This is a genomic window from Streptacidiphilus carbonis (assembly GCF_000787775.1).
GTDB lineage: Bacteria > Actinomycetota > Actinomycetes > Streptomycetales > Streptomycetaceae > Streptacidiphilus > Streptacidiphilus carbonis.
This window is the reverse complement of the sequence record NZ_BBPM01000009.1, coordinates 60,790-84,465: the sequence shown is the minus strand read 5'-3', so window position 1 is coordinate 84,465 and position 23,676 is coordinate 60,790. Positions and strand designations below refer to the sequence as shown.

Annotated in this window: 26 protein-coding genes and 1 tRNA gene; 16 read left to right on the top strand and 11 right to left on the bottom strand. The window is 70.4% G+C overall.

The annotated features are described in order from the left end of the window. Nucleotides 1-329 precede the first annotated feature (329 nt). Nucleotides 330-1,274 carry an acyl-CoA--6-aminopenicillanic acid acyltransferase gene (locus TR46_RS09620; RefSeq protein WP_042396844.1) on the bottom strand — a complete coding sequence of 315 codons (945 nt, stop codon included), beginning with the start codon at nt 1,272-1,274 and terminating at the stop codon, nt 330-332. Nucleotides 1,275-1,666: 392 nt separating this feature from the next. Continuing rightward, nucleotides 1,667-1,752 (bottom strand) — tRNA-Leu (locus TR46_RS09615). 339 nt (nt 1,753-2,091) lie between these two features. On the opposite strand from TR46_RS09615, the gene TR46_RS09610 reads away from it, so the two are divergent. Beyond that, the gene (locus TR46_RS09610) at nt 2,092-2,622 is read left to right on the top strand and encodes an ATP-binding protein (RefSeq protein ID WP_084718176.1); all 531 of its coding nucleotides are present in this window, start codon (nt 2,092-2,094) and stop codon (nt 2,620-2,622) included. 26 nt (nt 2,623-2,648) lie between these two features. Here the strand turns inward: TR46_RS09610 and TR46_RS09605 are convergent, their stop codons facing one another. Next, nucleotides 2,649-3,821 carry an MBL fold metallo-hydrolase gene (locus tag TR46_RS09605; protein WP_042396842.1) on the bottom strand — a complete coding sequence of 391 codons (1,173 nt, stop codon included), beginning with the start codon at nt 3,819-3,821 and terminating at the stop codon, nt 2,649-2,651. 138 nt (nt 3,822-3,959) lie between these two features. Continuing rightward, on the bottom strand, nt 3,960-5,342 hold the full coding sequence (locus TR46_RS09600; protein ID WP_084718174.1) for a M20/M25/M40 family metallo-hydrolase: 1,383 nt from the start codon (nt 5,340-5,342) through the stop codon (nt 3,960-3,962). An 88-nt stretch (nt 5,343-5,430) separates the two neighbouring features. Here TR46_RS09600 and TR46_RS09595 point away from each other — a divergent pair, with 88 nt between their 5' ends. Beyond that, entirely contained in the window at nt 5,431-7,068 is a 1,638-nt protein-coding gene (locus TR46_RS09595; protein ID WP_042396832.1) for an ABC-F family ATP-binding cassette domain-containing protein, read from the top strand. A 48-nt stretch (nt 7,069-7,116) separates the two neighbouring features. Here the strand turns inward: TR46_RS09595 and TR46_RS38805 are convergent, their stop codons facing one another. Beyond that, nucleotides 7,117-7,854 carry a winged helix-turn-helix domain-containing protein gene (locus tag TR46_RS38805; protein WP_042396826.1) on the bottom strand — a complete coding sequence of 246 codons (738 nt, stop codon included), beginning with the start codon at nt 7,852-7,854 and terminating at the stop codon, nt 7,117-7,119. A 542-nt stretch (nt 7,855-8,396) separates the two neighbouring features. Here TR46_RS38805 and TR46_RS09585 point away from each other — a divergent pair. Then, entirely contained in the window at nt 8,397-10,025 is a 1,629-nt protein-coding gene (locus TR46_RS09585) for an MFS transporter (protein ID WP_042396821.1), read from the top strand. A 51-nt stretch (nt 10,026-10,076) separates the two neighbouring features. Here the strand turns inward: TR46_RS09585 and TR46_RS09580 are convergent, their stop codons facing one another. After that, nucleotides 10,077-10,277 carry an early set domain-containing protein gene (locus tag TR46_RS09580; protein WP_304941269.1) on the bottom strand — a complete coding sequence of 67 codons (201 nt, stop codon included), beginning with the start codon at nt 10,275-10,277 and terminating at the stop codon, nt 10,077-10,079. A 238-nt stretch (nt 10,278-10,515) separates the two neighbouring features. Here TR46_RS09580 and TR46_RS09575 point away from each other — a divergent pair, with 238 nt between their 5' ends. Together TR46_RS09575 and TR46_RS09570 are read left to right on the top strand one after the other, a co-directional pair. Further along, the gene (locus tag TR46_RS09575) at nt 10,516-11,172 is read left to right on the top strand and encodes a thioesterase family protein (RefSeq protein ID WP_052432664.1); all 657 of its coding nucleotides are present in this window, start codon (nt 10,516-10,518) and stop codon (nt 11,170-11,172) included. Continuing rightward, the gene (locus tag TR46_RS09570) at nt 11,139-12,785 is read left to right on the top strand and encodes a recombinase family protein (protein ID WP_042396812.1); all 1,647 of its coding nucleotides are present in this window, start codon (nt 11,139-11,141) and stop codon (nt 12,783-12,785) included. The genes TR46_RS09575 and TR46_RS09570 overlap by 34 nt, the downstream gene beginning before the upstream one ends. Nucleotides 12,786-12,959: 174 nt before the next feature. Here the strand turns inward: TR46_RS09570 and TR46_RS09565 are convergent, their stop codons facing one another. From TR46_RS09565 to TR46_RS40850, 5 genes are all read right to left on the bottom strand, one after another. Beyond that, nucleotides 12,960-14,399, bottom strand: coding sequence for a replication initiator (locus TR46_RS09565; protein ID WP_042396806.1), 1,440 nt, complete (start codon nt 14,397-14,399; stop codon nt 12,960-12,962). A 556-nt stretch (nt 14,400-14,955) separates the two neighbouring features. Next, nucleotides 14,956-15,540, bottom strand: coding sequence for a hypothetical protein (locus TR46_RS09560; RefSeq protein ID WP_152626382.1), 585 nt, complete (start codon nt 15,538-15,540; stop codon nt 14,956-14,958). A gap of 253 nt (nt 15,541-15,793) precedes the next feature. Further along, complete coding sequence (locus TR46_RS09555; RefSeq protein WP_042396799.1) at nt 15,794-16,060, bottom strand: DUF6959 family protein; 267 nt, start codon at nt 16,058-16,060, stop codon at nt 15,794-15,796. Between the two features lie 404 nt (nt 16,061-16,464). Beyond that, nucleotides 16,465-16,776: a hypothetical protein gene (locus tag TR46_RS09550; RefSeq protein WP_052432663.1), complete on the bottom strand. Its 312-nt coding sequence runs from the start codon at nt 16,774-16,776 to the stop codon at nt 16,465-16,467. Between the two features lie 449 nt (nt 16,777-17,225). Then, nucleotides 17,226-17,642 (bottom strand): hypothetical protein, encoded by a 417-nt coding sequence (locus tag TR46_RS40850; RefSeq protein ID WP_152626381.1) that lies wholly within the window; start codon nt 17,640-17,642, stop codon nt 17,226-17,228. A 141-nt stretch (nt 17,643-17,783) separates the two neighbouring features. Between TR46_RS40850 and TR46_RS09540 the strand changes: the two genes are divergently transcribed. The 11 genes from TR46_RS09540 to TR46_RS09485 form a co-directional block, all read left to right on the top strand. Next, a complete protein-coding gene (locus TR46_RS09540) occupies nt 17,784-18,956 on the top strand; it encodes a helix-turn-helix domain-containing protein (RefSeq protein WP_236655272.1) in 1,173 nt (390 codons plus the stop codon). An 11-nt stretch (nt 18,957-18,967) separates the two neighbouring features. Further along, a complete protein-coding gene (locus tag TR46_RS09535) occupies nt 18,968-19,417 on the top strand; it encodes a GNAT family N-acetyltransferase (RefSeq protein WP_042396794.1) in 450 nt (149 codons plus the stop codon). A gap of 92 nt (nt 19,418-19,509) precedes the next feature. Further along, entirely contained in the window at nt 19,510-19,719 is a 210-nt protein-coding gene (locus TR46_RS09530; RefSeq protein ID WP_152626380.1) for a thioesterase family protein, read from the top strand. 25 nt (nt 19,720-19,744) lie between these two features. After that, nucleotides 19,745-20,821: a protein kinase family protein gene (locus TR46_RS09525; protein WP_152626379.1), complete on the top strand. Its 1,077-nt coding sequence runs from the start codon at nt 19,745-19,747 to the stop codon at nt 20,819-20,821. 51 nt (nt 20,822-20,872) lie between these two features. Beyond that, on the top strand, nt 20,873-21,676 hold the full coding sequence (locus TR46_RS09520) for an exodeoxyribonuclease III (protein ID WP_042397083.1): 804 nt from the start codon (nt 20,873-20,875) through the stop codon (nt 21,674-21,676). A 273-nt stretch (nt 21,677-21,949) separates the two neighbouring features. Beyond that, nucleotides 21,950-22,138, top strand: coding sequence for a hypothetical protein (locus TR46_RS09510; RefSeq protein WP_236655271.1), 189 nt, complete (start codon nt 21,950-21,952; stop codon nt 22,136-22,138). After that, nucleotides 22,138-22,497 (top strand): ArsR/SmtB family transcription factor, encoded by a 360-nt coding sequence (locus TR46_RS09505; protein WP_042396785.1) that lies wholly within the window; start codon nt 22,138-22,140, stop codon nt 22,495-22,497. The genes TR46_RS09510 and TR46_RS09505 overlap by 1 nt, the downstream gene beginning before the upstream one ends. Nucleotides 22,498-22,534: 37 nt before the next feature. Next, nucleotides 22,535-22,759 (top strand): hypothetical protein, encoded by a 225-nt coding sequence (locus TR46_RS09500; RefSeq protein ID WP_042396782.1) that lies wholly within the window; start codon nt 22,535-22,537, stop codon nt 22,757-22,759. Nucleotides 22,760-22,790: 31 nt separating this feature from the next. Continuing rightward, on the top strand, nt 22,791-22,994 hold the full coding sequence (locus TR46_RS09495) for a DUF8834 family protein (RefSeq protein WP_042396780.1): 204 nt from the start codon (nt 22,791-22,793) through the stop codon (nt 22,992-22,994). Then, entirely contained in the window at nt 22,978-23,277 is a 300-nt protein-coding gene (locus TR46_RS44085; protein WP_042396777.1) for a DUF6126 family protein, read from the top strand. The genes TR46_RS09495 and TR46_RS44085 overlap by 17 nt, the downstream gene beginning before the upstream one ends. Nucleotides 23,278-23,328: 51 nt before the next feature. Then, nucleotides 23,329-23,676 (top strand): STAS domain-containing protein (locus tag TR46_RS09485; RefSeq protein ID WP_063770559.1); only part of this gene is annotated, 348 nt, incomplete at its 3' end.

Sequence of the window (23,676 nt, the reverse complement as noted above, 5' to 3'; positions counted from 1 at the left end):
CAGCACCACGCTCCGCAGGGGCCGCCGAGCGGGTCAAGCAGCCCCTGTCCCAGGCGACCCGGTCCGCCGCATGACCGGCGGTTTCGGGTCCCGGCGGGGTGGCGCGGGGCTGAAAGCTTCATAGCGACCGCACAGCTTCAACCCGGGGCAGGGCGTCGCCTCATGATCGCCGGAGACTCCCGCTACCGGCAGGAGCCCGGGTGAGCAACGGCCGTACCTTGTGCCGACGACGGGCGAGGCTCGCGGCGCGTGGGGGCCTGTCGGCGGCGGGTGACATCACGTTCCTGCAAGATCTTCGTGCAGGGGTGGGCGGGGGTCCGGAAAACCTCTCAGTTGGCCCGGGCCAAGGTGACGGTGCGGGATCCGGGTGTGAAGTCACCGAAGGACTGCTGCCAGGACTCGCCGGGCCAGTAGTACGTCACACGGCCCTCGACGGGCCGGTAGTGGGCTGTGTAGAGCGTTCTCGACCCCTGCTCGTCGACGGATCGATACAGCGGCGGCTTCAGCATCGCCGCCACGTCGGCACCCGCGGCGCGAATCGCGCGCAGCCGCTCCTGCGTCTGCAGGGCCCGCTCCTGCTCGTCGGTCACCGGCAGGTGCTGGTGATTGGCGGCGCAGGCGTCCGGCGCCACCGTCGGTGACATGTCCGGTCCCACGAACACCGTCACCGCCTTCGCGGGATCGACGAGGGTGAGGTTCTGTGGGACGGCGATCGGCAGGGAATGCAGCTTGCCGACCGCCTCATCGACACTGTCGCACGTCTCCAGCAGGTAGCGCACAACTATGAGAATGGCGAAGCCTCGTCCGTAGACGGAACGTCCGCCCCAGGTGATCGAGATGGCGAGACCGGCGTCGTTCATCCCGTCCAGCAAGCCCCACAGCACGTCCTGCATCCCGATTACGGGGCGCAGGAAGCAGGAGGAGACGATGGTCCCCTCGCACTGATCGGGCGGCAAGTCGTAGTTGCGCAGCAGAGTGCCGTTCTGGCCGATCTGGGTGCAGGCCGGGGAGAACGGCCGCAGTGCGGCGTGGGTGAGGAAGGCATCCGCCTCGGGCCGGTCGAGTTGGCCGGCCAGGCGGTTCAGAACCGGGACCAGTTCCGGCATGTGCGCACGGAACAGCGCGAGAACACGGTTCGCGCCCTTGGGAGTCCGGCCCTCCGCGGTCAGCAGGCCCGCCATCTCCTGCCACAGGACCCGGGCGTAGGCGGCCCACCGCCCGTCGCCACCGTCGCCGACCTCGATCGCCTGGAAGGTCTTGTGCTGATGCCGCACGGCTGCCACTCCCCTGTGGGAATCGGACGAGGTGAGGGCAACCTAGCCAATTGGGTAGGTATTCACCAGGTGGCCACCATCGGCGACGGCCAGGCGCTGGATCTGATCATGCCGCTGAACGCGAGCGTGGCCGGTCCATCGGTGTGCTTCGGGTGACGTGCGATCAGGCTGCGCCGGTCTCGTCGCGCTCGACCAGGAGGCCGTTCTCGACGCGGTCGCGGGCTAGGACGAGGGCGACGAGGTGCGGTGCGGTGCGGTGCGGTGACCGCTGGCCGCTACCCGTTCCTGCCCCGGCGTCTGCAGGAATGGTCCCTCTTCCGGGAAACCGAAGGAACCGGCCGCCCCGCACCGAGTTCCGTCGGTGCGGAACAACCGGTTCCATCGGTGCTCCGTGGTGTCCGAGGGGGGACTTGAACCCCCACGCCCCGAAGGGCACTAGCACCTCAAGCTAGCGCGTCTGCCATTCCGCCACCCGGACCGGGTGGTCATCGCGCCGTCTACGTCGCGCTGACAGGGAAAACAATACCAAGAAAACAACGTGCTTCTGACCGCCCGATCCGGCGGCCGGGGCCGGCTGTGGGCCGGGTTCCGGCGGGTAACGGAGCGACCGGTCGACGTCGGGATGTGACGCGGAAAGACAGGGCTTCGGTCGGAGCCAATCATGTTTCGGCGATAAAACGACAGTTTCTGGTTGGAGCCCGACGTGGTCCGCTCCAGCGCGGTCTCATATCGGAAGAGCCGACCGAGTCCCTGTCGGCAGCCGGCGACCGGCCGGAGGCGTCGGCGCTCGGCAGAGTGCAGAGGATGGCGGCACAGCATGCATGTCCGAGGAGACGTCCCTCCCGACTCCGAATCCCACTCCGGCTCCGAAACTGCCCCTGCGTCCGATCCCGGCTACGGCTCGGCCCCTGACATCCTCGGGGTCGAAGGGGTCTGGCGGTTCGCCGCTCCCGCCGTGGACGCCTCCGTCCCGCAGGCCAGGCACGCCGTCCGGGACCTGCTGAAGGCGCAGGGGCTGGGGGACGCGCGCTACGACGATCTGCTGCAGGGGATGCTGCTGATCATCTCGGAGCTGGTCACCAACGCCGTCAAGCACGCGGCGCTGCTGTCGCCGCAGATCGTGGTGGAGGTCGTGATCGGCTCCGGATGGGTGCGGCTGTCGGTCGAGGACAGCCACCCCTACCGGCCCAAGGCACTGCAGAACGACTTCGGCCGCACCGGCGGCCGTGGACTGCTGCTGGTGAAGGCGATCACCACCGAGGCCGGCGGGGTGTGCGACGTCGAACGGACCGCGGGCGGCGGCAAGGTGGTCTGGGCCTCCCTGCCCCTGCCCGTCGGCAGGCTCTAGGCGCCCAGGCCAGAGGCGCGCAGACCCTACGCGACCGTCCGCCACCAGTGGTCCAGCTTCGGCGGCCGGGCCACCTCGATCCGCTCGCCCGGCATCGGCACCGCCACCCGCACCCGGCGCTCGTCGGCGTCCGCGCAGAGCCGCTCCACCGGCTCCGACCAGGGGTGCAGCCCGAGCACAAAGGTGCACCAGTGCACCGGCACCAGCAGTCCTGACCCGGCGTCACCACTGAGCCTGTTGACGTCCAGATGGGTGCTCACGCCCTCCTCCGGGGTCATGTGCACCGAACGCCAGTGGTCGCTGTAGGCGCCGATCTGAACCAGCGACACATCGAACGGGCCGTACTTCTCGCCGGTCTCGGCGAAGCCCTCGAAGTAGCCGGTGTCGCCGCTGTAGAAGGCGCGCTGCTCCGCACCGAGGAAGGCCCAGGAGCTCCACAGCGTCCCGTCGTTGCTGAAGCCGCGGCCGGAGAAGTGCTGGGCCGAGGTGGAGACCACCCGGACGCCGCCGAGGTGCACCTCCTCCTCCCAGTCCAGCTCGTCGAAGCGCTCGGGTCCGACGCCCCAGCGCTCCAGGTGCGCACCCACGCCCAGCGGCACCACGAAGCGCAGCTCGGGCCAGGCCCGGGCGAGCTCGCGGACGCTGCGCATGTCCAGGTGGTCGTAGTGGTCGTGCGAGATCACCACCGCGTCCACCCGGGGCAGCTCGCTCAGCGGGACCGGCGGTTCGTGCATCCGGCGCGGCCCCACCGACGGGGACGGCGAGCAGCGCTCGCCCCACACCGGGTCCAGCAGGATGCGCTGCCCCTCGATCTCCAGCAGGGCGGTCGAGTGCCCGAGCCAGGTGACGGCCAGCTGCCCGTCCGAAGGACCGGTCGGGATGTCGCCGTGGACCAGAGGGATCGGCAGCGACGGACGCCTGGCGTCCTTCTGCTCGCCGAACAGCATCTCCTTGACGATCTTCCGGCCCTCGGCGGCGTCGGGGCCCTGCTGCACGCCCGGCTCCGGCTCGTGCACATTGTGGAAGACCCCGTCCCGGTAGCGCGGCGACAGGCGCATCCGGTCGCCGCGCGCGCCCTTGGTCGGATCACCTCCGAAGGCGGCCGGCATGTCGCGCGCGGCCCAGGCGAGTGCCCCGACCGCACCGAGCGCGACCGCCCCCAGCGCGGCACCCGCCGTTCGCTTCCGCGTCCGCCCCATGAATCTGCCGCCTCTCCTGCGCCCTGCTCGTCCGTGCCACGCGTACAACGGCGGCTGCCGACACACGGCTCCGCTGTCGGGCAAACGGTCGACCGGTAGCGAAGGTTCCGGCTGGCGGACCCGGCCGCGCTGCCTTCCCTACCCCACCGTGCTCAGCAAGTCGTCCAGCACCGTGGCGCCGAAGGCCAGCGCCTCGGCCGGCACCCGCTCGTCGACCCCGTGGAACAGCCCTTGGAAGTCGAAGCCGGGCGGCAGCCGCAGCGGCGAGAAGCCGTACGCCTGCACGCCGAGCTCGGAGAACGACTTGGCGTCGGTACCGCCGGTCATGGAGAAGGGGACGACATGGGCGCCTGGATCGTGCGCCAGCATCGCCGTGCTGATCGCGGTGAACAGCGGGGCGTCGACCGGTGCCATCAGCGCCGGCGAGCGGTGCCGATAGCTCCACTCGACGTCGGGACCGGTGAGCTGGTCCAGTGCGGCCTCGAACTCGCCGGCCAGGCCGGGCCCCGGCAGGATCCGCCCGTCGACCTCGCCCTCGGCCAGGCCGGGGATGACATTGGTCTTGTAACCGGCCCGCAGCACGGTCGGGTTGGCGCTGTTGCGCAGCGTCCCGGCCACCAGCCGCGCGGCGGCCGGGTCCAGCCGGGCCACGAACGCGTCCACGTCGAACGCCGGGTCGTCCAGCTCCGGCCCGGTCAGCGGCACGCCGGTGGCGGCGCCCAGCGCGAGTAGCGAGGCCCGCACGGTCGGGGTGATCCTGGCCGGCCAGCGGTGCTCGCCGATGCGGGCCATGGCGGCGGAGAGCCTGGTCACGGCGTTGGCCGGGTTGGGCTTGGAGCCGTGTCCCGCGGTTCCGTGCGCGCTCAGCCGCAGCCAGCCGGTGCCGCGCTCCCCCGCGGCCACCGGATAGAGCCGCTGCCCGGCCGCGGTGTGCACGGTGTAGCCGCCGGACTCGCCGATCGCCTCGGTGCAGCCCTCGAACAGCTCCGCGTGCTGCTTGACCAGCCAGTCGGCGCCCGCCTCGGCACTGTCCTCCTCGTCGGCGGTGAAGCAGAGCACGATGTCCCGGCGCGGGGCGCGACCCTCGCGCCCCCAGGCACGGGCGACCGCGAGCATCATCGCGTCCATGCCCTTCATGTCGAGCGCCCCGCGACCCCAGACCACCCCGTCACGGATCTCGCCGCTGAACGGGGGGACGGTCCAGTCGGCGGCCTCGGCCGGGACGACATCCAGGTGCCCGTGGACCAGCAGCGCCGGCAGGCCGGGCTCACTGCCGCGGATCCTGGTGACCACATTGGCCCGCCCCGGCGCCGATTCCAGCACCACCGGTGAGAGTCCCGCCTCGGCCAGCCGCTCGGCCGCGTACTCGGCGGCGGGCCGCTCGCGGCAGTCGCCGCCGCCACGGTTGGTGGTGTCGATGCGAATCAGCTCGGAGGTGAAGCGCACCGCCTCCTCGCCGCGGAGGGCGGCGGCGGCTGCGCCCGCGGATGTCGATTCGGATGTCGATGTCGTCGTCTCCATGCTCAGATCATGCCGCACCCGGTCAGACAACCGGTCAGAGCCAAACACAATCGTTCAGCGCGCGTCGCCCCGATAGGATCAGCGCCTGATGACTGCCACCCTCGTCGCCAAAGACCTCACCGCCGGGCACGGTGACCGTGTCCTCTTCTCCGACCTCGACCTGGTCGTCGCCCCCGGCGACGTGATCGGGCTGGTCGGGGTGAACGGAGCGGGCAAGTCCACCCTGCTCCGGCTGCTCGCCGGACTGGACACCCCCGAGTCGGGCTCACTGCGGCTCAGCCCGCCGACCGCGTCCGTCGGCCACCTGCCGCAGGAGCCGGAGCGGCGTCCCGGCGAATCCGTCCGCTCCTTCCTCGGCCGCCGCACCGGCGTCACCGCCGCCCAGGCCGCTCTGGACGCCGCCACCCAAGGGCTGGTGGACGGGGCCCCCGGCGCCGACGACGCCTACTCGGTCGCGCTGGACCGCTGGCTGGACCTCGGCGGCGCCGACCTGGACGAGCGCGCCGAGGAGGTCGCCGCCGACCTGGGCCTGACCGTCGGCCTCGACCTGGAGATGGCCGCCCTCTCCGGCGGCCAGGCCGCCCGGGCCGGCCTGGCCTCGCTGCTGCTCAGCCGCTACGACGTCTTCCTGCTCGACGAGCCCACCAACGACCTGGATCTGGACGGCCTGGAGCGGCTGGAGTCCTTCGTCTCCAGTCTCCGCGCCGGCACCGTGCTGATCAGCCACGACCGTGAGTTCCTGACCCGTACGGTCACCCGCGTCCTGGAGCTCGACCTGGCCCAGCAGCAGGTCAACCACTACGGCGGCGGCTACGCGGCCTACCTGGAGGAGCGCGAGCGGGCCCGCCGCCACGCCCGCGCCGAGTTCGAGGAGTACGCCGACACCGTCTCCTCGCTGGAGGCGCGCGCCCGCACCCAGCGTGCGTGGATGGAGAAGGGCGTCAAGAACGCCCGCCGCAAGGCCCCCGACAACGACAAGATCGGCAAGGCCTTCCGCACCGAGTCCACCGAGAAGCAGGCGGCCAAGGCCCGGCAGACCCAGCGGCTGATCGAGCGGCTGGACGTGGTCGACGAGCCCCGCAAGGAGTGGGAGCTGCGGATGGAGATCGCCGCCGCGCCGCGCTCAGGCTCGGTGGTGGCCACCCTGGGCCAGGCCCGGGTGCGGCGGGGGGACTTCACCCTCGGCCCGGTGGACCTGCAGATCGACTGGGCCGACCGGGTCGCCATCACCGGCGCCAACGGCTCGGGCAAGTCGACCCTGCTGGCGGCGCTGCTGGGACGGCTGCCGCTGGACTCCGGCCAGGCCTCCCTGGGACCCGGCGTGGTGGTCGGCGAAGTGGACCAGGCCCGCGGCCTGTTCTTCGGCGAGCAGCCGCTGCTGGAGGCCTTCGGCGCATCCGTCCCCGATCTTCCGCCGGCCGAAGTCCGCACCCTGCTGGCCAAGTTCGGCCTGCGGGCGGCCCATGTGCTGCGCCCCGCGGCGACCCTCTCCCCCGGCGAGCGCACCCGCGCGGCGCTGGCGCTGCTCCAGGGCCGCGGGGTGAACCTGCTGGTCCTGGACGAGCCGACGAACCACCTGGACCTGGCCGCCATCGAACAGTTGGAGTCGGCGCTGGCCTCCTACACCGGCACCCTGCTGCTGGTGACGCACGACCGGCGGATGCTGGAGGCCGTCGACACGACCCGGCGGGTCGTGGTCGAGGCCGGGCGGGTCAGCGAGAGCTGACCCGCCCGGCGGCGGGGTGCCGCTGTCCACAGGGACAGTGACGCCCCGTCAGCCCTGCTTGGGCGGAAGGTACTTGTAGCCGACCCGGCGGACCGTCACGATCCGCCGGCGGTAGTCGGCCCCCAACTTGCGCCGCAGCCTGGCGATGTGGACGTCCACGGTGCGGCCGTCGCCGATGTGCCCGTAGCCCCAGACCACGGTGACCAGGTGGTCCCGGGTGTGCACCCGGTGCGGGTTGGCGGTGAGGTGGGTGAGCAACTCGAACTCCAGGTAGGTGAGTTCCAGCGGCTCGCCGTCGATGTGGGCGACCCGGCGGTCCGCGTCCAGGTGCAGCCCCTGGGCCGGAACCGGCTGCGCCGGGGTTGTTGCCGCGGGTGCCGTCGCGTCAGCGGCGACGGCCGCCTCCGCAGCGAAGGGCTCCCTATCAGGATCCGCGTCAGGCTGCGCAGCCGGCTGCGCATCGGGATCGGGGGCGACGGAGCGCTGCACCGACCGCAGTTGGGTGACCGGTGCGACCGCCGCCGTCCGGGCGGCCACGGACGCCGACTCGGCCGGGACAAGGACCAGGTAGCCGACCATCGGGGTGTCAGCGCCGGTGATCCCCTCGATCCCGGGCAGGGCGGCCGCCAGCGCCGCCAGCGCCGTCTGCGGCCAGGGCGTGACGACGGCCCCCTCGGGGAGCCGCAGCAGTCCCCCGGCGTGGGGATCGGGCGCGGTGCCGGGGGCCGGGATCACCGAGGTGACCGTGCGGAGGTGCGGAGTGGCCAGCGGGGAGACGTTCGACATGGCAGGACTCGCTTTCGCGCAAGCAGGGGGACAGCGACATGGGCGGTCGTCTGCGCGCGGCGGTGCGGTCGAGATGCCTGATCAGTGCATCAGCGCGACCCGGTCACCGGGTCGGGTACTGCCTGGTCAGAGGCCTACTGTCTCGATACGGACCTGCGCGCCGGTCGAGCGGCGACAGGTCTCGTCGAAGTGGAACGGCTGCCGGGACGGCCAGAACGGCTCAAGGTCGAGGGCATGGCGCCTCGTCCCCCCGCTCCGGGCTGCGTCCTCTGCATACGGCTCCATGGGCACCATTCAACCAGACACCGTGACCGGCTGGACAGCGTCTCCCGGCCAGCTGCCCACCAAGGCCCTCGCCGTCCCCTCCCCGTGCCGCCCGCCGCGCCGCCCGCAGTGCCCCTCTCCGCGCCGTTCGCCGTCCCCTCGCCACCTCCGCCGATACCCGCCCCATCCTGTGGCTTCCCTTCTTTCTGACGGTCTGTTAGAAAATGCTGCGGACGACCGTGAGGGGCCCTCCGCCACCAGCCGCGAGGAGCCGCACCGTGACCCAAGCACAGGTCCCCGACACCGCCGCCCCCGACCCCGAGCCACCCGCGGCTCGCCTCGAAGGGGCCTCCCGTCTGCGCGTCTTCGCCGTCATCGGCGTCGTCGTGCTCTTCGCCGAGATAGCCGCGCTGCAGTACACGATGGTCGCCTCGGCCGCCCGTGACATCGCCCCCACCTTTCCGGGGGTCGGCGCCAACATCAGCTGGATGGTCATCATCTTCGGCCTGGTCGGCGGAGCCACCACCCCGATCTTCGGCAAGATGTCCGACCTCTGGGGCAAGCGCCGGATGATGCTGATCTCCGGGGCCTCCTTCGCCATCGGCACCCTGATCTGCGCCCTCACCTCCTCCTGGGCACTGTTCCTGGTGGGCCGGGCCCTGGAGGCGGTCGCCATCAGCGCGCCCACCGTGGCGTACGGGCTGTTCCGCGACATCCTGCCGCGCCGCTACATCCCCGCCTCCATCGGCGTGATCGCCACCGGGCTGGGAATGTCCGCGCTGGTCGCGCCGCTGCTCGGCGGATGGCTGCTGGACAACTACTCCTGGCGCTCGCTGTTCTGGTTCCTGCTGATCTTCGTCGCCGTGGTGGTCCCGCTGCTGGTGCTGGTCGTCCCGGAGACCCCGCTGCGCACCCACCAGCGGTTGGACCTGGGCGGCGCGGTGCTGCTCGCGGTCGGCGTCGGGCTGGTGCTGCTCTACCTGTCCAACGGCGCGACCTGGGGCTGGGGCCGCCCCACCGCCTGGGGCTGGCTGGCCGGCGGCATCGCGCTGCTGCTCGCCTTCGTCGCGGTGGAGAGACGCAGTGCCCAGCCGATCATGGACCTGGAGCTGCTGTTCTCCCCCAAGGTCATCATGGTGCTGCTGGCCGCCCTGCTCGGCAGCATGGTGATCGGCATCCAGGGCTACTCGATCCCCTACATGCTGCAGACCCCCGACAAGGCGCATCTGACCCAGATGGTCACCGCCCAGGTCGTCGCCGCCTCGCACGGCCGACTCACCCCGGCGCTGGTGCCGATGGTGCACCTCAACTTCAACGGACTGATGGCCTACGGGCTGGGCGCCTCACTGCTCGGCTACGGACTGCACTCGGCGGTCTTCTCGGGCGGCACCGGGATGCTGGCCGGCGGCGGCGCGGGCGAGTGGGCGCGCAAGGTCGGGCCACGGTATCCGCTGATCGTGGCGATGGGCACCTTCACCCTGTCCTGCCTGCTCTACGCGTTCTTCTCGCACTCGGCCTGGCAGTACGCGGTGATCGCGGTGGTCTTCGGCCTCGGCTTCGGCTCCTTCTACGCGGCCGCGCCCAACCTGATCGTCGAAGCCGTCCCGGCCCGCCAACAGGGCATCAGCGCGGGAATGCTGGGGGTGGTCAACAGCCTTGCCACGTCAGTGGGCACCGCCGTCCTGACGGCATTCCTGGCCGCGAACCCGGCCGAGTTCAAGGTCACCATCCCCGGTGTGCCCGCCTCCCTGACCGGCGGATACAACACCCTTCCACAGCTCTACACCGACAACGGCTACCGCGACGGCCTGCTGTTCGCGGCGGGCGCGGGAGCGGTCGGCCTGGTGGTGGCCGTGCTCATGCGCCACGGACGCCGTCCCGCCACGGGCGGCGAGGCCAGCGGCTGACCGACGGCTCCGTCCTCCGTCGACCGAGCTGATTCCAACGGAGCTGATTCGTCAACCGACCTTGATGAGACTCCCCTGCGGGTCGATCCGGTCCGCAGTGTCGTCGTCGAACCACAGCCCGCCGGTGGCGAGGTACCGGAACCGGTGCTCACCCGGGGAGAAGGTCAGCGTGACCGTCCTGGTCCCGTTGCGGCGACGGACCAGCTCGGCCGCGCCGGGCTGCCATCCGTTGAAGTCTCCCACCACACTCACCGTCCCGTTCGGCTCCTCCGAGCCCAACCGGAACGTCACCCTGGTCCGTCCACCGAACAGACGGGTACGTGTCAACAACGCCGTTCACTCCCTTCCTGCTGCCCTCCGCGCACCCCGGCTGTCCAACCCCGCCCGAGGCGTCAGACGACAGCATGGCCGAACTCCCCGCCGGTCCGGAAGAGCCACCTGACGCAGGTTCAAGCGGACTTCGGCGTGCACGACGCATTACTGTTCGGTAATGACCTCCGCCCACGCCTTCTACCTCCCCGGCCCCGGGGGCCGCTTCACCGCGACCGCCCTCACCCGCGGCCCCTGGGACCCCGGCGCCCAGCACGCGGGACCCCCGGCGGCACTGCTGGGGCGTGCCGCCGAGCGGTTCGCCGCCGAGCAGCGGCCCGGCGCGAGGGTGGTCCGGATGACCTTCGAGATCCTGCGCCCGGTCCCGCTCGCGGAGGTCGAGGTGGCGGTCCGGGCCGCCGAGTCGGGTCGCAACGTCGGCCGGGTCGAGGCCGAACTCCGACTCACCGACGGCCGGGTGGCCATGCGCGCCACCGCCCTGCTCATGCGCGCCGAGGAGGGCGCGGCCCCGGGCGTGGACCAGCCGCTCCCCTGCCCCGGCCCGCAGGAGGCTCCGGAGGGCAGCTTCCCGGTCCGCTGGGACGAGGGCTACCACACCGCCGTCGAGGTCCGCTTCGTGGCCGGTTCCTTCACCGAGCGCGGCCCGGCCACCTGCTGGTTCCGCCCCCGCCACCCGCTGGTCGCCGACGAGGAGACCTCCGGCCTGTGCCGCACCCTGATCGCCGCCGACTCCGGCAACGGCATCTCCGGCGAGCAGCACATCAACAGATGTAACCTCCAGGCATGGCAGACGACTTGGTACAGCGGGCCCACTTAGGTGATCTGAGCGGGCAGAACTGGGCAGGTCTCACGCGGCTCTCGTTCGAGACCGAAGAGAAGCCACTGACGACCGGCGGATCCGTCCCTGACACAGCCTCCGGTCATCGACAGTTCCACCCCTTGACCGGGCGGGACATCAAGAGCCGCGACGAGCAGGAGAAGGACAACCGCCGCTACGTGGAGTCCCGGGGCGGCATCTACGTCCACACCTACGAGGAGCCGGACACATCCGCGTGGAAGCGCAAGCGCGTACGGCTACCTGACGGCCGCGTGACGTATCGCGTGGTCCGCCCCGTGTTTGAGGGGGCACTCAACGACCTCAAGGCAGGCCGCACGCCGGACGGGGTCCGAATGGACGGCCTGATCGTCTCCGACGTGGACCGACTGACGCGCGACAATCGTCACCTTGAGGACGCCATCGAGGTAGTGGAGAACTTCCGTCACCCGATCATCGACATCACGGGCACCCTCGACCTGCTGACCGACAACGGGCGCACCGTCGCCCGGATCCTGGTCGCCACTTCGAACAAACAGTCAGCCGACACAGCGCGTCGTGTAACTCGCAAGCACCGCGCGATGGAGCAGGCGGGGATACCCACCGGCAGCCGACGCCCGTTCGGCTGGCAGGACGACAAGCGCACGCTCAACCCCCCTGAAGCGAAGGCGATTCGCGCCGCCGCAAAGCGCCTACTCGCCGGGGCCTCCCTGCGCAGCATTGTTGCCGACTGGAACAGTCAGGGCCTGACCAGCACCCTGGGCAACCAGTGGAAGCCGCAGACGCTCAAGCAGGTCCTGCGCAACCCGCGTCTGTGCGGCTACAGGTCACGCCATGTCTCAGAATTCGACCCCGCTACCAGGGCAGAGAACCGGCGTATGGAAATCGTCACCGACGACGCGTCCGGCGAACTCGTGAAAGGCACCTGGACCCCCATTCTGTCGGTAGACGACTGGCGAGCAGTCGTGGAATTGATCGGCACGGCCCAGGGACGTGGTGACGGCGTCAATGCGCGCAAGTACCTCTGCTCCGGCACCCTGCGATGCGGAAAGGCCGGCTGCAACGCCTACCTTCGAGCCAGCAAGGCACCGGCGTCCCGGGGTAAGCCGGAGGGGTTCTTCTACTACACCTGCCCAGGGAAGAACTCCAGCGGCGGCGGCTGCGGCGGAGTGAGGATCCCTGGCCCGGACACCGATGCACTCATTGCCAAGATGGTGATTGCCAAATACGAGGAAGAGGCCGCCAATCGCGAGGCGCAGCAGGCCCCCGGCAAGTGGGACAAGGAGGACGAACTCGCTCGCGTCCGGGAGGACATCGCGGAGTGGACACAGGCCCGCGCCGACCGCCAGGTGACCAAGGAACGGTTCTTCGAATTCCTCGGCAAGGCCGAGGCGACCGAGCGCCGGTTGAACCGCGAACGCGCGGCTTTCCAACGCAAGCAGGCCGCCTTGCGTGGGAAGCCCGTCGATCTGCGCTCCACGTGGAAGGAGCTGGAGTTCATCGACCAGCGCACCTACGTCGAGCGAGCTTTGACGGCGGTCATAGTCGCTCCCGCCGTTGGTCGAAACCAGCCTCTCCGCAACCGACTGACCCCGATCCCCCGCGAAGAAGACTGAGAGCGAGACTGAGCGGGCCCGTAGGGTTCTCAGTCCTCGGAATCCTGCCCATTGGTCGTGACCCTCAGCCCGAGGGCTTCGTTCATCCGACGCCAGCGGACATCGGACCATCGGGGGGAACGCCGGGCAAAGTTCCGGGCCCAGGCCCAATCCTCATCCTCCTCCTTGCGAGGATCAGCGCGACGCTTCGCCATCCGACCACCCCCCGGCGTTCTCGTCGGCGAGGGCTTCACGGGCGATCTCGCGGTTCTGAGTGATGTTGTCGGCGATGCCTGCGGCAAGTTCTGCTTCGCCGGGGGTGTAGCCGTGTCCGATGTAGCGCCACGCGGACTCGGTGACGGTCTCCAGGTCGCCGGGGAGCGGGGGCCCGCAGCGGTGCCGGGCACGCACGGCGCGTAGTTCGCCGTAGGTGGTGGAGTAGGCCCGGGTCTTGGTCAGGCAGTGGCCCCGGTAGCCCAGCATGTGCGCCCAGGCCCGCAGCCGCAGCGGCTCCGACTCCGGCAGAGCGCCCAGCTTCCAGCAGGCCCCGATCAGGGCCCGCACGTGCGTGGACACCGGCAGGTGAGCGATGCTCTCGGCCGAGGTGATCGGGTAGTCGATGGCACCGGCGACTTCCGCGCTCTTGGTCACGTACTTGGCCACGTACCCGGCTACCGCGTCATCGGTCAGCGCCTGCCCGTCGGAGCCGAACGCCGCAATCTCCCGCACGTACAGCTGATCGCCGAAGCGCAGCCGGTAGGAGCCGTACGCGTCGCAGTCCGAAGCATCCACCCAGGCCGAGGCCGCCACCGCCCGCACGCAGGCGTCCAGCAGCTCCGGGGTAGCCCAGCCGGGGGGAGGCGCGTAGGGTTCCGGCCCGTCGAGCCGCACCACGGCGTGGAAGTGGATGGCTCCGCGCTTCTGGTACTCGGCGACCTTCGCGAAGGAGACGACCAGGTGGTCACGCAGCCGGGTGCGGGCGATGCCCACGGCAGAGGCGAGGTGGCGGCGCACACCGGTGGTGAAGCGGTCCCACAGCCGCCCCGCGTGCGCGTGCCACAGGACATGCTCGGTGTAGTCGTAGCAGGCCACACACAGCGGCGTGCCTATGAGCGGGTCGTCCTCGGAGTGGACCAGGCCGCACCCGAGCCGGGCCCCGTGCTGGCAGATCCCGCGCCGACGCCGACAGGGCCCCTGCGCTGGTGGCGTCGTGTGGTGCACCGCGCCGAATGACGGGGCGGTCAGCGTGACGAACAGCCTCGGGTGCGCGCCGACGTGCTCAGGGACGCTCTTGCCGCCGAGCAGGCCGGAGCGCACCAGCTGGAACGTGTCGCCCTGGTACAGGCGCGAGCATGGGCCGCAGCGGGTGGCACGCCGGTTGCCGCAGCGCAGCGCCAGCCGCTCCCCGGGTTCGCCGGACGTCGAGTAGGAGAGCAGGACTTCACCGGTGGACGGGTCCACGGTGCGGGTCCAGCCGGACAGGTAGATCGGGTTGGCGCAGCCGCCGATGTCGTGGATCTGCTCCAGCCACCGCTTGAAGCCGGGGTTGTTGGCCAGGCGGATGATGTCGCGGTCCACGTCCGACAGGGAGCGCAGGCGGGCGTTACGGGTCAGCCACGCGCGGCGGGCTGCCACAGCGGGGTTTGGATTTTCGGTACGGGTGACCGGGGCGGGGCCCAAGTCGCCGCCAGGGTTGGCGGGCATGATGCAGCCTCCAGGCATGCAGCAGGAACAGGGGGACGTACTGCGGTGCACTGGTTCGGGGTGTGCTCATGACGAGACCTCTCAAGATCACCGGCGGTCGGCCGGAGCAGGGATGCGGGCACAGAGCGCCCAGGGATACGAGGAAGTTGATGTTGGCCGGCTGGCGAAGCCTTGGGGCGGGTACGCCCATAACCCACGCGCTCACCGGTGCCACCCGGGAGGAGTCACCCAGCAGTCCGCTTCACCGGCATGGTCACCGGCACGGGCGGTTTTCCGTTCGGACGACAGACGTCCTGACAACTGACATTCTCTCAAATCGCACGATCGTGCGCTACAAATTCCGACCCTGACGGGACCCTGAGATCTTCAAGGACCGCAGCTCACATGACCCTTGACGGTTGCAGCACAGAGGGCCCAATCGCCTGCGGCCCAGTCGATGCCCGCTGCCGCCATGCCAGAGCATCACCTACAGAGACACCGACTCGGGTCAACGCTGCGCGATGATCGCGGCGGCAATCATCGGGCAAAGAAACAAGGCGACAATCCACAGGACCAGCAGCAGGCCTCCGAGTAGGGCAGCCGACTTCGGCAGGCTCTCAAAGCCCAGTTCGGACGAGCTGCGCTCCGATACCAGGACGCTGTGGACGCCATGCTGAGCGCGTGTCTCCTCTATCGCTGCCCGGACAATCCGACTGAAAGCCTCGTCGAAGTACAAGTGGTTGCCGAACGTGTCAGCCAGCGAGTACATGACGGTGCGGTGCCCGTTCCTGGAGTGCATCACCCAGCAGCGCACGCGCGCCAACGAGACCAGGTTGATCGACCGGGGGCCCGTCCAGGTCCGAACCGTGAGCCAATCACCGTTGACCTCTCGGTCGGAATACCTGCCGGTCTTGGACTGCATCAGCAGAGCCCAACCGAAAACCGTGGCCAAGCCAGGAACCAGCAGCACCACCGACTGAGCAAACGGCCGCCCGACGACCAGCGGTGGAACGACCACCACCAGGACAATCAGCCCCACGGTGCCACCAGTCACGATGCGACTGCGCATTGCGCCCCCACGCGGATCAAGCATGCAGGGACCGTACCCCTCTGCCCGCGCCGAAGCCACAGCCCCGCGACCCCGTCAACATGCGCACCATCACAGCCCTCCCCTGGATCATGCGTGGCGGAACTCTTCTGTACTTACTCAAGGGCGGCGCGCACACCCCATGAACGTCAGAAGCACCGGCACGCACCCGGCACGGCCCAAGTGGAGCCCCAGGGACGGACACGTGCCAGCCAGCCCTTCGGCGAGGCGCTCCGGGACCAGAGAGTAGGACCGGGGGTCAGTAGGGCCGGGTGATGCCGTGGTCCTTCAATGCTGCGGTATAGCGGGCCAGCAAGCCGTCCAGGCCGACGAGGAGAATTGCCGCAGCCTCGCGGGCCTCGTCGATGTCACCCTGGTCGCAGGCTCTCATGATCTCGGCCACGTCGGCGCGGATGATCGACAGTGAGTCGCCCTGGATGAGCACACCCGGAAACTTGCGCGGGGGCAGGCGCACGACAGCGCCATTGCCAGCATCGGTGAACAGCTCAGCAGCTATGTATTCCACCAGGTCATCCAACAGGACACCGAACCGTCGCAGCCAGCCATAACTTTCGCGGAATCGCGGCCAGAGCCGCTTTCAAAGTACGCCGCCAGCCCCTGAGGACGCCTCCGGCGGGGGCGCTCAGGCTCCGGGATGGCCACGGCCCAGACTGCGGGCCCCGGTAGTGGGTGGCTGGCGTGGTGCTGCCGTCCCGTCTGCCGTCGACCCAAGCGGAGCCGAGCGGGCTTGCCCCCGGGTGTCCAGGTCGGTCGTCCAGTGGGGCGCTCCACCTGGACACCCGGGGGCAAGCCCGCTCCACTGACGTGTGGGTCGACGGCAGCCGGGACGGCAGCGGGCACCGTCGTGGTACCTGCGGAGCCTCCCCGCCGGCCGATTGCCCACCGCCGCCCAAGCCCAGGCCAGAGCCGCTATGCCGCGCCGCGCCTCCAGTCCGCGTCACCGGACGGGCCCAGCAGCTCCAGCATGCGCACCAGGCGGCGCACGGCCAGCGGCGAGCCGACCACCCGCACCAGGCCCCGCCCGTCCGCAGTGACGCTGCCCGCCGCCTCGATCTCCCAGATCTCGAACCCGCACTCCGCCAGGGCATCGTTCAGCCGGGCCGCCGCCGCACGCGCCCACCACGAACCGGCCGTACAGTCCGCCCCCGGCAGCAGCGCCCAGGAGTCCGCATCCGTGTCATCGAACTGACGCTCCCACAGCTCAGCGTCTTCATCCCGCATTGCCGTACCAGCCCCTTCCAGGCATCAGACCATCCGTCACGGTGCCGTTGGGAAGCGGGATGCCTACGAACATGCGTGCGCACCCGGGTACCATTGGCACCGGGTTAACACCCACCGGACCACCCTCTCTCCCGTCAAGGTCGGGGGTGGTCCGGCACCTCATTCGGTTGTTGATCGACGTACAGGTCCCCGACCCCAGACGGGAGGACCGAGACCGGGGACGTTGACCCGCGCGAGGCAGAGGCTCTGTTCCCGCCCCGCGCGGGAGTCTCAGCGGATCAGCCGCCCCTCACCGGGGCGTATCGGGTGCCAGGCGTGGACGAAGCGCACCTCATTGCGCACGGTCGCCACCCGCCCCGCAGTCACTCGCACCCACCCCCGGCAGTACCCGCAGCGGAACACTGAGCCCCGCGCCGCAATCCGCATGGCGGCAGCTGAAGCACGCGCCGTCATGACACTCCCCGCATCCGGCTCCTGAGGTTCTGCTCCGCCAAGCGGGAAGACAGCCGCTCCGGCTCCGTCGCAAGACGCACATGCGCAGGCATGGCCTCCCACTCCTCACCCCACCCCGGAGGACGCAGGTACAACCGGCCGTCCCGGACGTCCGTCACCACGGCCGTGCGCTCGGTGCGGGTGTCCACCACGCACGTGCCGATCTCCGGGTCCGGCGGACGCTGAACAGCCATCGCACTCTCCGGCGTGCCCGCCTTGGCCATCGACATCACGTCGTAGGCATCGTTGAACCGGCCCCACCCAAGCGGTTTCCCGTCGTCGCCGAGCATCGGTTCGCCGTTGATGGTGACTCGCCAGCGCAACGCCGCACGGTCCCAGTGGACTTCGGTTGGCAACGGAGACTGTTGAGTCATCGGAGTGACGCCTCTCGTGATCGGCTGACCGGAAATGCTGTGATACGAGTAGCCTCGATGTACGGAGCTGCCAGCGGTATAGGACTCGTGTCCGCCCCTGTCCGCTCTGCTGCGGACAGCGCGGACACCGGGGGGCTTTCCATGGACGAGGAGACATTCGGGCAGGCCCTGCGACGCCTACGCGGAACCCTGTCGATACGCGATGTTGCCCGGCTGGCCAACTGCGGCAAGACCGTCGTGTCCGATCTTGAGAACGGCAAGCGGCATCCAACTGCCGCTACAGCAAAGGCACTTGACGAAGCGCTCGCTTGCCACGGCCTGTTGATCACCCTCGCCGCGCACCCACCAGGCGCGTCGTTGACCGCGCAGGCCGCAGCCCTTCAGGCGGGATTCGCCGATCAGCTGGCAGCGGGGCCGATGACATCAGCTTCCTTGGACGAGTGGCAGTTCACCGTTGCCCGACACGGCCGCGCGACCCGGTACCGCCCCGAGCGGGAGCTTCTCGCCGACCTGTTAGCAGACTTCCGCGACTTACGAACGCTGCTGAACCACCGCCACCCGCCGAGCACACGCAAGGCGCTCCTGGCTGCGTGCGCCTGCCTCTCCGGCCTGGTGGCGCTCACCTTGCTGAAGCTCGACGACCCAGGGGCACGCGACTGGTGGCGCACCGGACGGGCAGCAGCCACCCAAGCCGAGGACCGGCCCACCCTGGCATGGATCTACGCCCAGGAGTCCTACCAGCTCTACTACGGTGGAGATCGGGACGGAGCCGTTGAACTGGCTGTACGCGCCCAGCAACTTGCAGGCGGCCTCCCCTGCGTGGCCGATGCTCTCGCCGCTCCATTGGAGGCCAGAGCCCATGCCTTGGCTGGCCGTCGGGACGAAGCCGAAAGCGCACTCGGCCGAGCCGAGAGAGCCATCCTCCGCCTGTCGCCAGAAGATCGTCAGCCGTCCGCTCTCGGCTACGACGAGGCGCAACTTGCCTTCCACTCAGGCAACGCGTGGACATCGCTCCACGAGAGCGAGCGGGCATGGGAGCAGCAACAGCGAGCGCTGGACCTGTATCCCGAAGAGAACCGCACCGACCGCACCCTGATCCTTCTCGACAGAGCCGCCTGCCTGTCCTGGGACGGCGACGCCGCAGCCGGGGTGCAACTCGCGACAGACAGCGTGCTGGCCCTGCCGGTCGAATACCGCAGCGCGTTGATCCTCTACCGTGCGCGTGATCTTGCAGATAGCGTGACCGGGACGGGTACACAGCTACCCGAGGTGCAGAACCTGCGGAACGTGCTGGCGCTGCCCTCGGCCGGATGAAAGGGGCCCCCGTGGGGCTGACCATCGAGCAAGCGACCGAAGGCGACGCGGAGACCATCGCGCAGATGCTCGGCGAGATCGAACGCTACTACGGCGGCACCTACCTGGTTCCCGACGTCAAGCAGGTACGCGATGCCCTGTTCGGCCCGCAACCAGCCGCTACCGTGCTGCTCGCCCGCGACGGCGCACAGGTGGTCGGTCTGGCCTCCGTGTGCTTCCTGTGGCCTGCCGCAGGGGCAGAGACGAGCCTCTACCTCAAGGAGCTGTACGTGCGGGAGGCGCACCGTCTACGCGGCGTCGCACGGGAGCTGATGACGGCCGTGAACGGAGAGGCACGGTCCGCAGGCTGCTCACGCGTCGAGTGGACGGCCGACCGCGACAACCCAGCAGCCGTAGCCCTCTACGAAGCACTCGGCGTGGTGCCCCACGAGGGGAAGATCTTCTATCGATCCCAGGTCTGAGGACGCGGCTGAGAGCCGGTCCGGCCCAGACCGAACGACATATGCCCTGGTAGGTGCATTGATTGCTGCCATCCCTAGGGTTACATCTGCGAATGTGTTGCGAGCTCGACATGGCCCGCTACCGCTACACCAACGCCGACCTGACGCTACATCTGCGCCGCCCCCCGGTCGGCGACTGGGTCGGCCTCAGCTCCCGCACCACCCTCGACCCGGCCGGCATCGGCCTCACCCACACCCTGCTCCTCGACGAGAAGTCCACGATCGGCCACGCCGCCCAGACCCTCTTCGTCACCCCGGCCTGAGGCGGCCTGAGACACCGTGGGACAGATGGCATCCGCCCCGCCCCCGTCCGCCGTTGCCGCCGTGCTGGGCCCGGGCCCCTACACAACAGTCCCGCTGACCCACAATCAGAACAACAGGGCCACAGCCGGCATCGATCGCGTTCGGGGGCCGGACGGCAGCGCCGTCCGCAAGCGGCTCACCCCCTCGGGCAGCGGCACCGACCGCTGGTCCACCAGCGTCGATCCGCGGCACTGGAACCACTGGCGCCGCGAGTACCTCGCCTACAGCACGGGGTTCGCCGCCACCGTGTACGCCGACGCGGGCCTCGGCGCCCCGGCCCTGATCGCCGCCGAGGAGCACCCCGACGGCGCGCTGACGCTCTGGCTGGAGGACGTCCGGGGTGCGCCGGGCCCGCAGTGGGGCGTCGCAGAACTCGCGGATCTCGCCCACCGCCTCGGCATCGCCCAGGCTGCCTGCGCGGCCCGGCCTCCCGACCAGCCCTGGCTTTCCCAGCGCTGGTTGCGCCAGTACCTGGCCGCCGTACCGCAACCGGGCGGCGACGGCTGCCGGGCCGACTGGTCGCGCCCGGAGGCCGTCGCCGCCTGGCCCGCACCACTTCGCGCCGAGCTGGCCACGCTCGCTGCCGACCACGGCCATCTGCTGACGATCGCCGAAGCCGCCCCGCAGACCCTCTGCCACCTGGACCTCTGGCCAATGAACCTGATCGCGGCGGACGACCGGACCGTCCTGCTGGACTGGTCGTTCACCGGCGCCGGGGCGATCGGCGAGGACATCTCCAACCTGATCGTGGACTCGGTCGCCGACGGTCTGATCGACGCCTCCCTGCTGCCCGAGATCGCCGCCGAACTCCCCGAGGCCTATCTGCGCGGTCTGCGCGCCGGAGGCTGGCACGGGTCCGAGGCCGCCGTCCGCACCGCCGTCGCCGCCACCGGCGCGGCCAAGTACAGCTGGCTCGCCCCCGCGATGCTGTGCCGCCTCGACGAGGACGGCACGGCCCGCGCCTACGACCGCCGGTCCCCCGCCGAGACCCTGCACCGGCGCCTCGGCCTGCTCACGCTCGTCGCCGACTGGGCGCGCAGCGCTGGACGGTGCGAGCCGTAGGGGACAATGGACCGGACCTCCGACCCCGAGCCAGCAGGGAACACCGGCACCATGAGCACGCTCACCGTCTCCACGGCCAACGTCAACGGCCTGCGCGCAGCCACCGGCAAGGGCTATGTCGAGTGGCTGGCCGCGACCGAGGCCGACGTGGTCTGCCTGCAGGAGGTCCGCGCCGAGCCCGCGCAGTTGGCCGAGCACGTACGCGAGCCCGAGGGCTGGCACGTGCTGTGGGCGCCGTCCGCCGCCAGGGGCCGGGCCGGCGTCGCGGTCCTCTCCCGCGCCGAACCGCAGGACTCCCGCATCGGCTTCGGCTCCGCCGAGTTCGACGGAACCGGCCGCTACGCCGAGATCGACCTCCCCGGCCTGACCGTCGCCAGCCTCTACCTCCCCTCCGGCGAGGTGGGCACTCCGCGCCAGGAGGAGAAGGAGCGCTTCCAGGTCGAGTTCCTGGACCACCTCAAGGCCCTGCGCGAGCGCACCGCGGCGGGCGGCCGCGAGGTCCTGGTCTGCGGCGACTGGAACATCGCGCATCATGAGGCGGACCTGAGGAACTGGAGGAGCAACAGGAAGAACTCCGGCTTCCTCCCGGAGGAGCGCGCCTGGATGACCCGCGTCATCGACGAGGCCGGCTACGTCGACACCGTCCGCCGCCTGCACCCGGACGTCGACGGCCCGTACTCCTGGTGGTCCTACCGCGGGCGGGCCTTCGACAACGACACCGGCTGGCGGATCGACTACCAGATGGCCACCCCCGGCCTCGCCGCCCGAGCCCTCACCGCCCACGTCGAACGCGCCGCCACCCACCCCGAGCGCTGGTCCGACCACGCCCCGGTGACCGTGAATTTCGAGCTGTGACGACACCCGAAGCCTCAGACGACGCCATCGCGCCGTCTGCGCTCCGGGCGCCCGAGTCGATCCCGCCGGACCAGTCGAGGCCGGCGGACGAGCCATGGCAACGCAAGGCGGCGCGCAATCAGATCCTCGGCCCGTGGCGCGACCGCCAAGTGGAGGCGTGGCCCGAGTGCGCCGCCCGGTTTGGACTCCTCGCCCTGTAGAATTGAAGAATTCTTCATGTTGCTACATGCTGGATCTGTGGGATCGGCGGGAGGTGCTGGGATGGACGTGTCCATGAGTGCGCTCGTTCAAAGGGTGCGCACGGCCCGGGCCGGGGTGGTGGCGGCGGTTGCCGCCCATGATCCCGCCGCGGTGTCGCTGGCGGTCGACGAGTTGGAGGACGCACTGCGGGCGGCACGGCAGCAGGGTGTGGATGTGCCCGCAGAGCAGACGGACGTGGCGATCGAGCAGGAGTGGGGTTGATGGTGGCACCGGTTCCGCTGTATCAGGCGAAGGCGGAGTTCTTCCGCATGCTGGGGCATCCGGTTCGGATCCGGGTGCTGGAGCTTCTGCAGGACGGGCCCATGCCGGTACGCGACCTGCTCGCGCAGATCGAGGTGGAGCGCTCCAACCTGTCCCAGCAGCTGGCGGTGCTGCGGCGTTCGGGCATCGTGACGGCCACCCGTGAGGGCGACACCGTGGTCTACGCCCTGGCCGGCGGGGATGTGGCGGACCTGATGCGGGCGGCCCGACGGATCCTGACCGAGCTGCTCGCAGGCCAGCAGGACCTGCTGGCCGAACTGCAGGAAGCCGACCGGGACGCGGTGGCAAAGAGCGCATGAGCTCGCAGAACACAGCGGTGTCGGCAGGGACGGTCCGGTGACGCGCCCCCGACGTCCGCACCGGGCCGCGGCCGGCGCGCCGGCGCCGGGCTCCGCGCGGGTGGTGCTGCAGCATGTGCCGATCGCCCAGCCGAGCGCTCCCAGCGGGCTGCGGGCAGTGGCGAACCTGGTGCACGAGTGCGGCCGCCACCTGGACCTGCAACCGAACTTCACCGGCCCCGGCAAGACGATCCACGCAGCCCTGCCCCGCACCCCCGACTGAGCCCTGTCCACCACGATCCGAGGAGACGCCCGTGCGCTTCGAGGTCACCCAGCACCAGCCCGGCCACGACATCCCGGTGCGCACCGTGACCGACGCGGCCGGAGTCACCGCCTTGCTGGCCAGGGCCGAAACGACCGGCGGGCGCCTGCACATCCGCCCCCACACCCCGACCCCGGGCCCTGAGGGGCCAGGTACGCACCGGAAGGAGACCCGCAACCATGACCGACCCCATTGACACGGCGGAAACGGCCCCCGAGTCGGTCGGCGGGAGCCCGACCAAAGCCACCAGGCGCGTCCGCGCCGTCGTCCCGCCACCGGACGCCGCCACGGTCCTGGCAGCGATCGCTGCCGCCGCCGAAGCCGAGGCAGCCCGGCAGGACGCCGACGACGGCAGTGAGGGCGGCGGGCGGCGCGCCAACCGGGGCGTGTGGATCCGGGCGTTCATCTACGTCGTCGGCTTCCACGTCTTCGCCGCCTTCGTGATGCTGCTGTTCTACTTCGGCGGCCGCAACCACTGACCGGCCCTCAGACCTGCACCTCAATTCCTTCCTGCGAAGAACTCAAAGCGGATGACCATCCAGTGGCACTACGAAAAGCGACCCGGCGTGGGGGTCCTGTCGCTGTCCGGATACCTGGGCGGCGAGGCCGCCGCCCGCTTCTCCGGGGCGGTCGGCTGGGCCCTGGCCCGCGGCGAGGGGGTCCTGATCGTGGACCTGTCCGCTTTGCAGGGATGGTCCCCCTGGGGCCACGACACCGTGGTCGCCGCCGCCTGGAGACTGGCCGAACAGGGGCGCTCACTCGAACTGGCCGGACTGCCCGCGGACCGGACCCCGCTGCCGCCGCGCCAGGGCGACCCCGCCATCCGCTGGTACCCCGATCTGGATGCGGCCCTGGCCGCCCACCCCGCCCCCACGGAC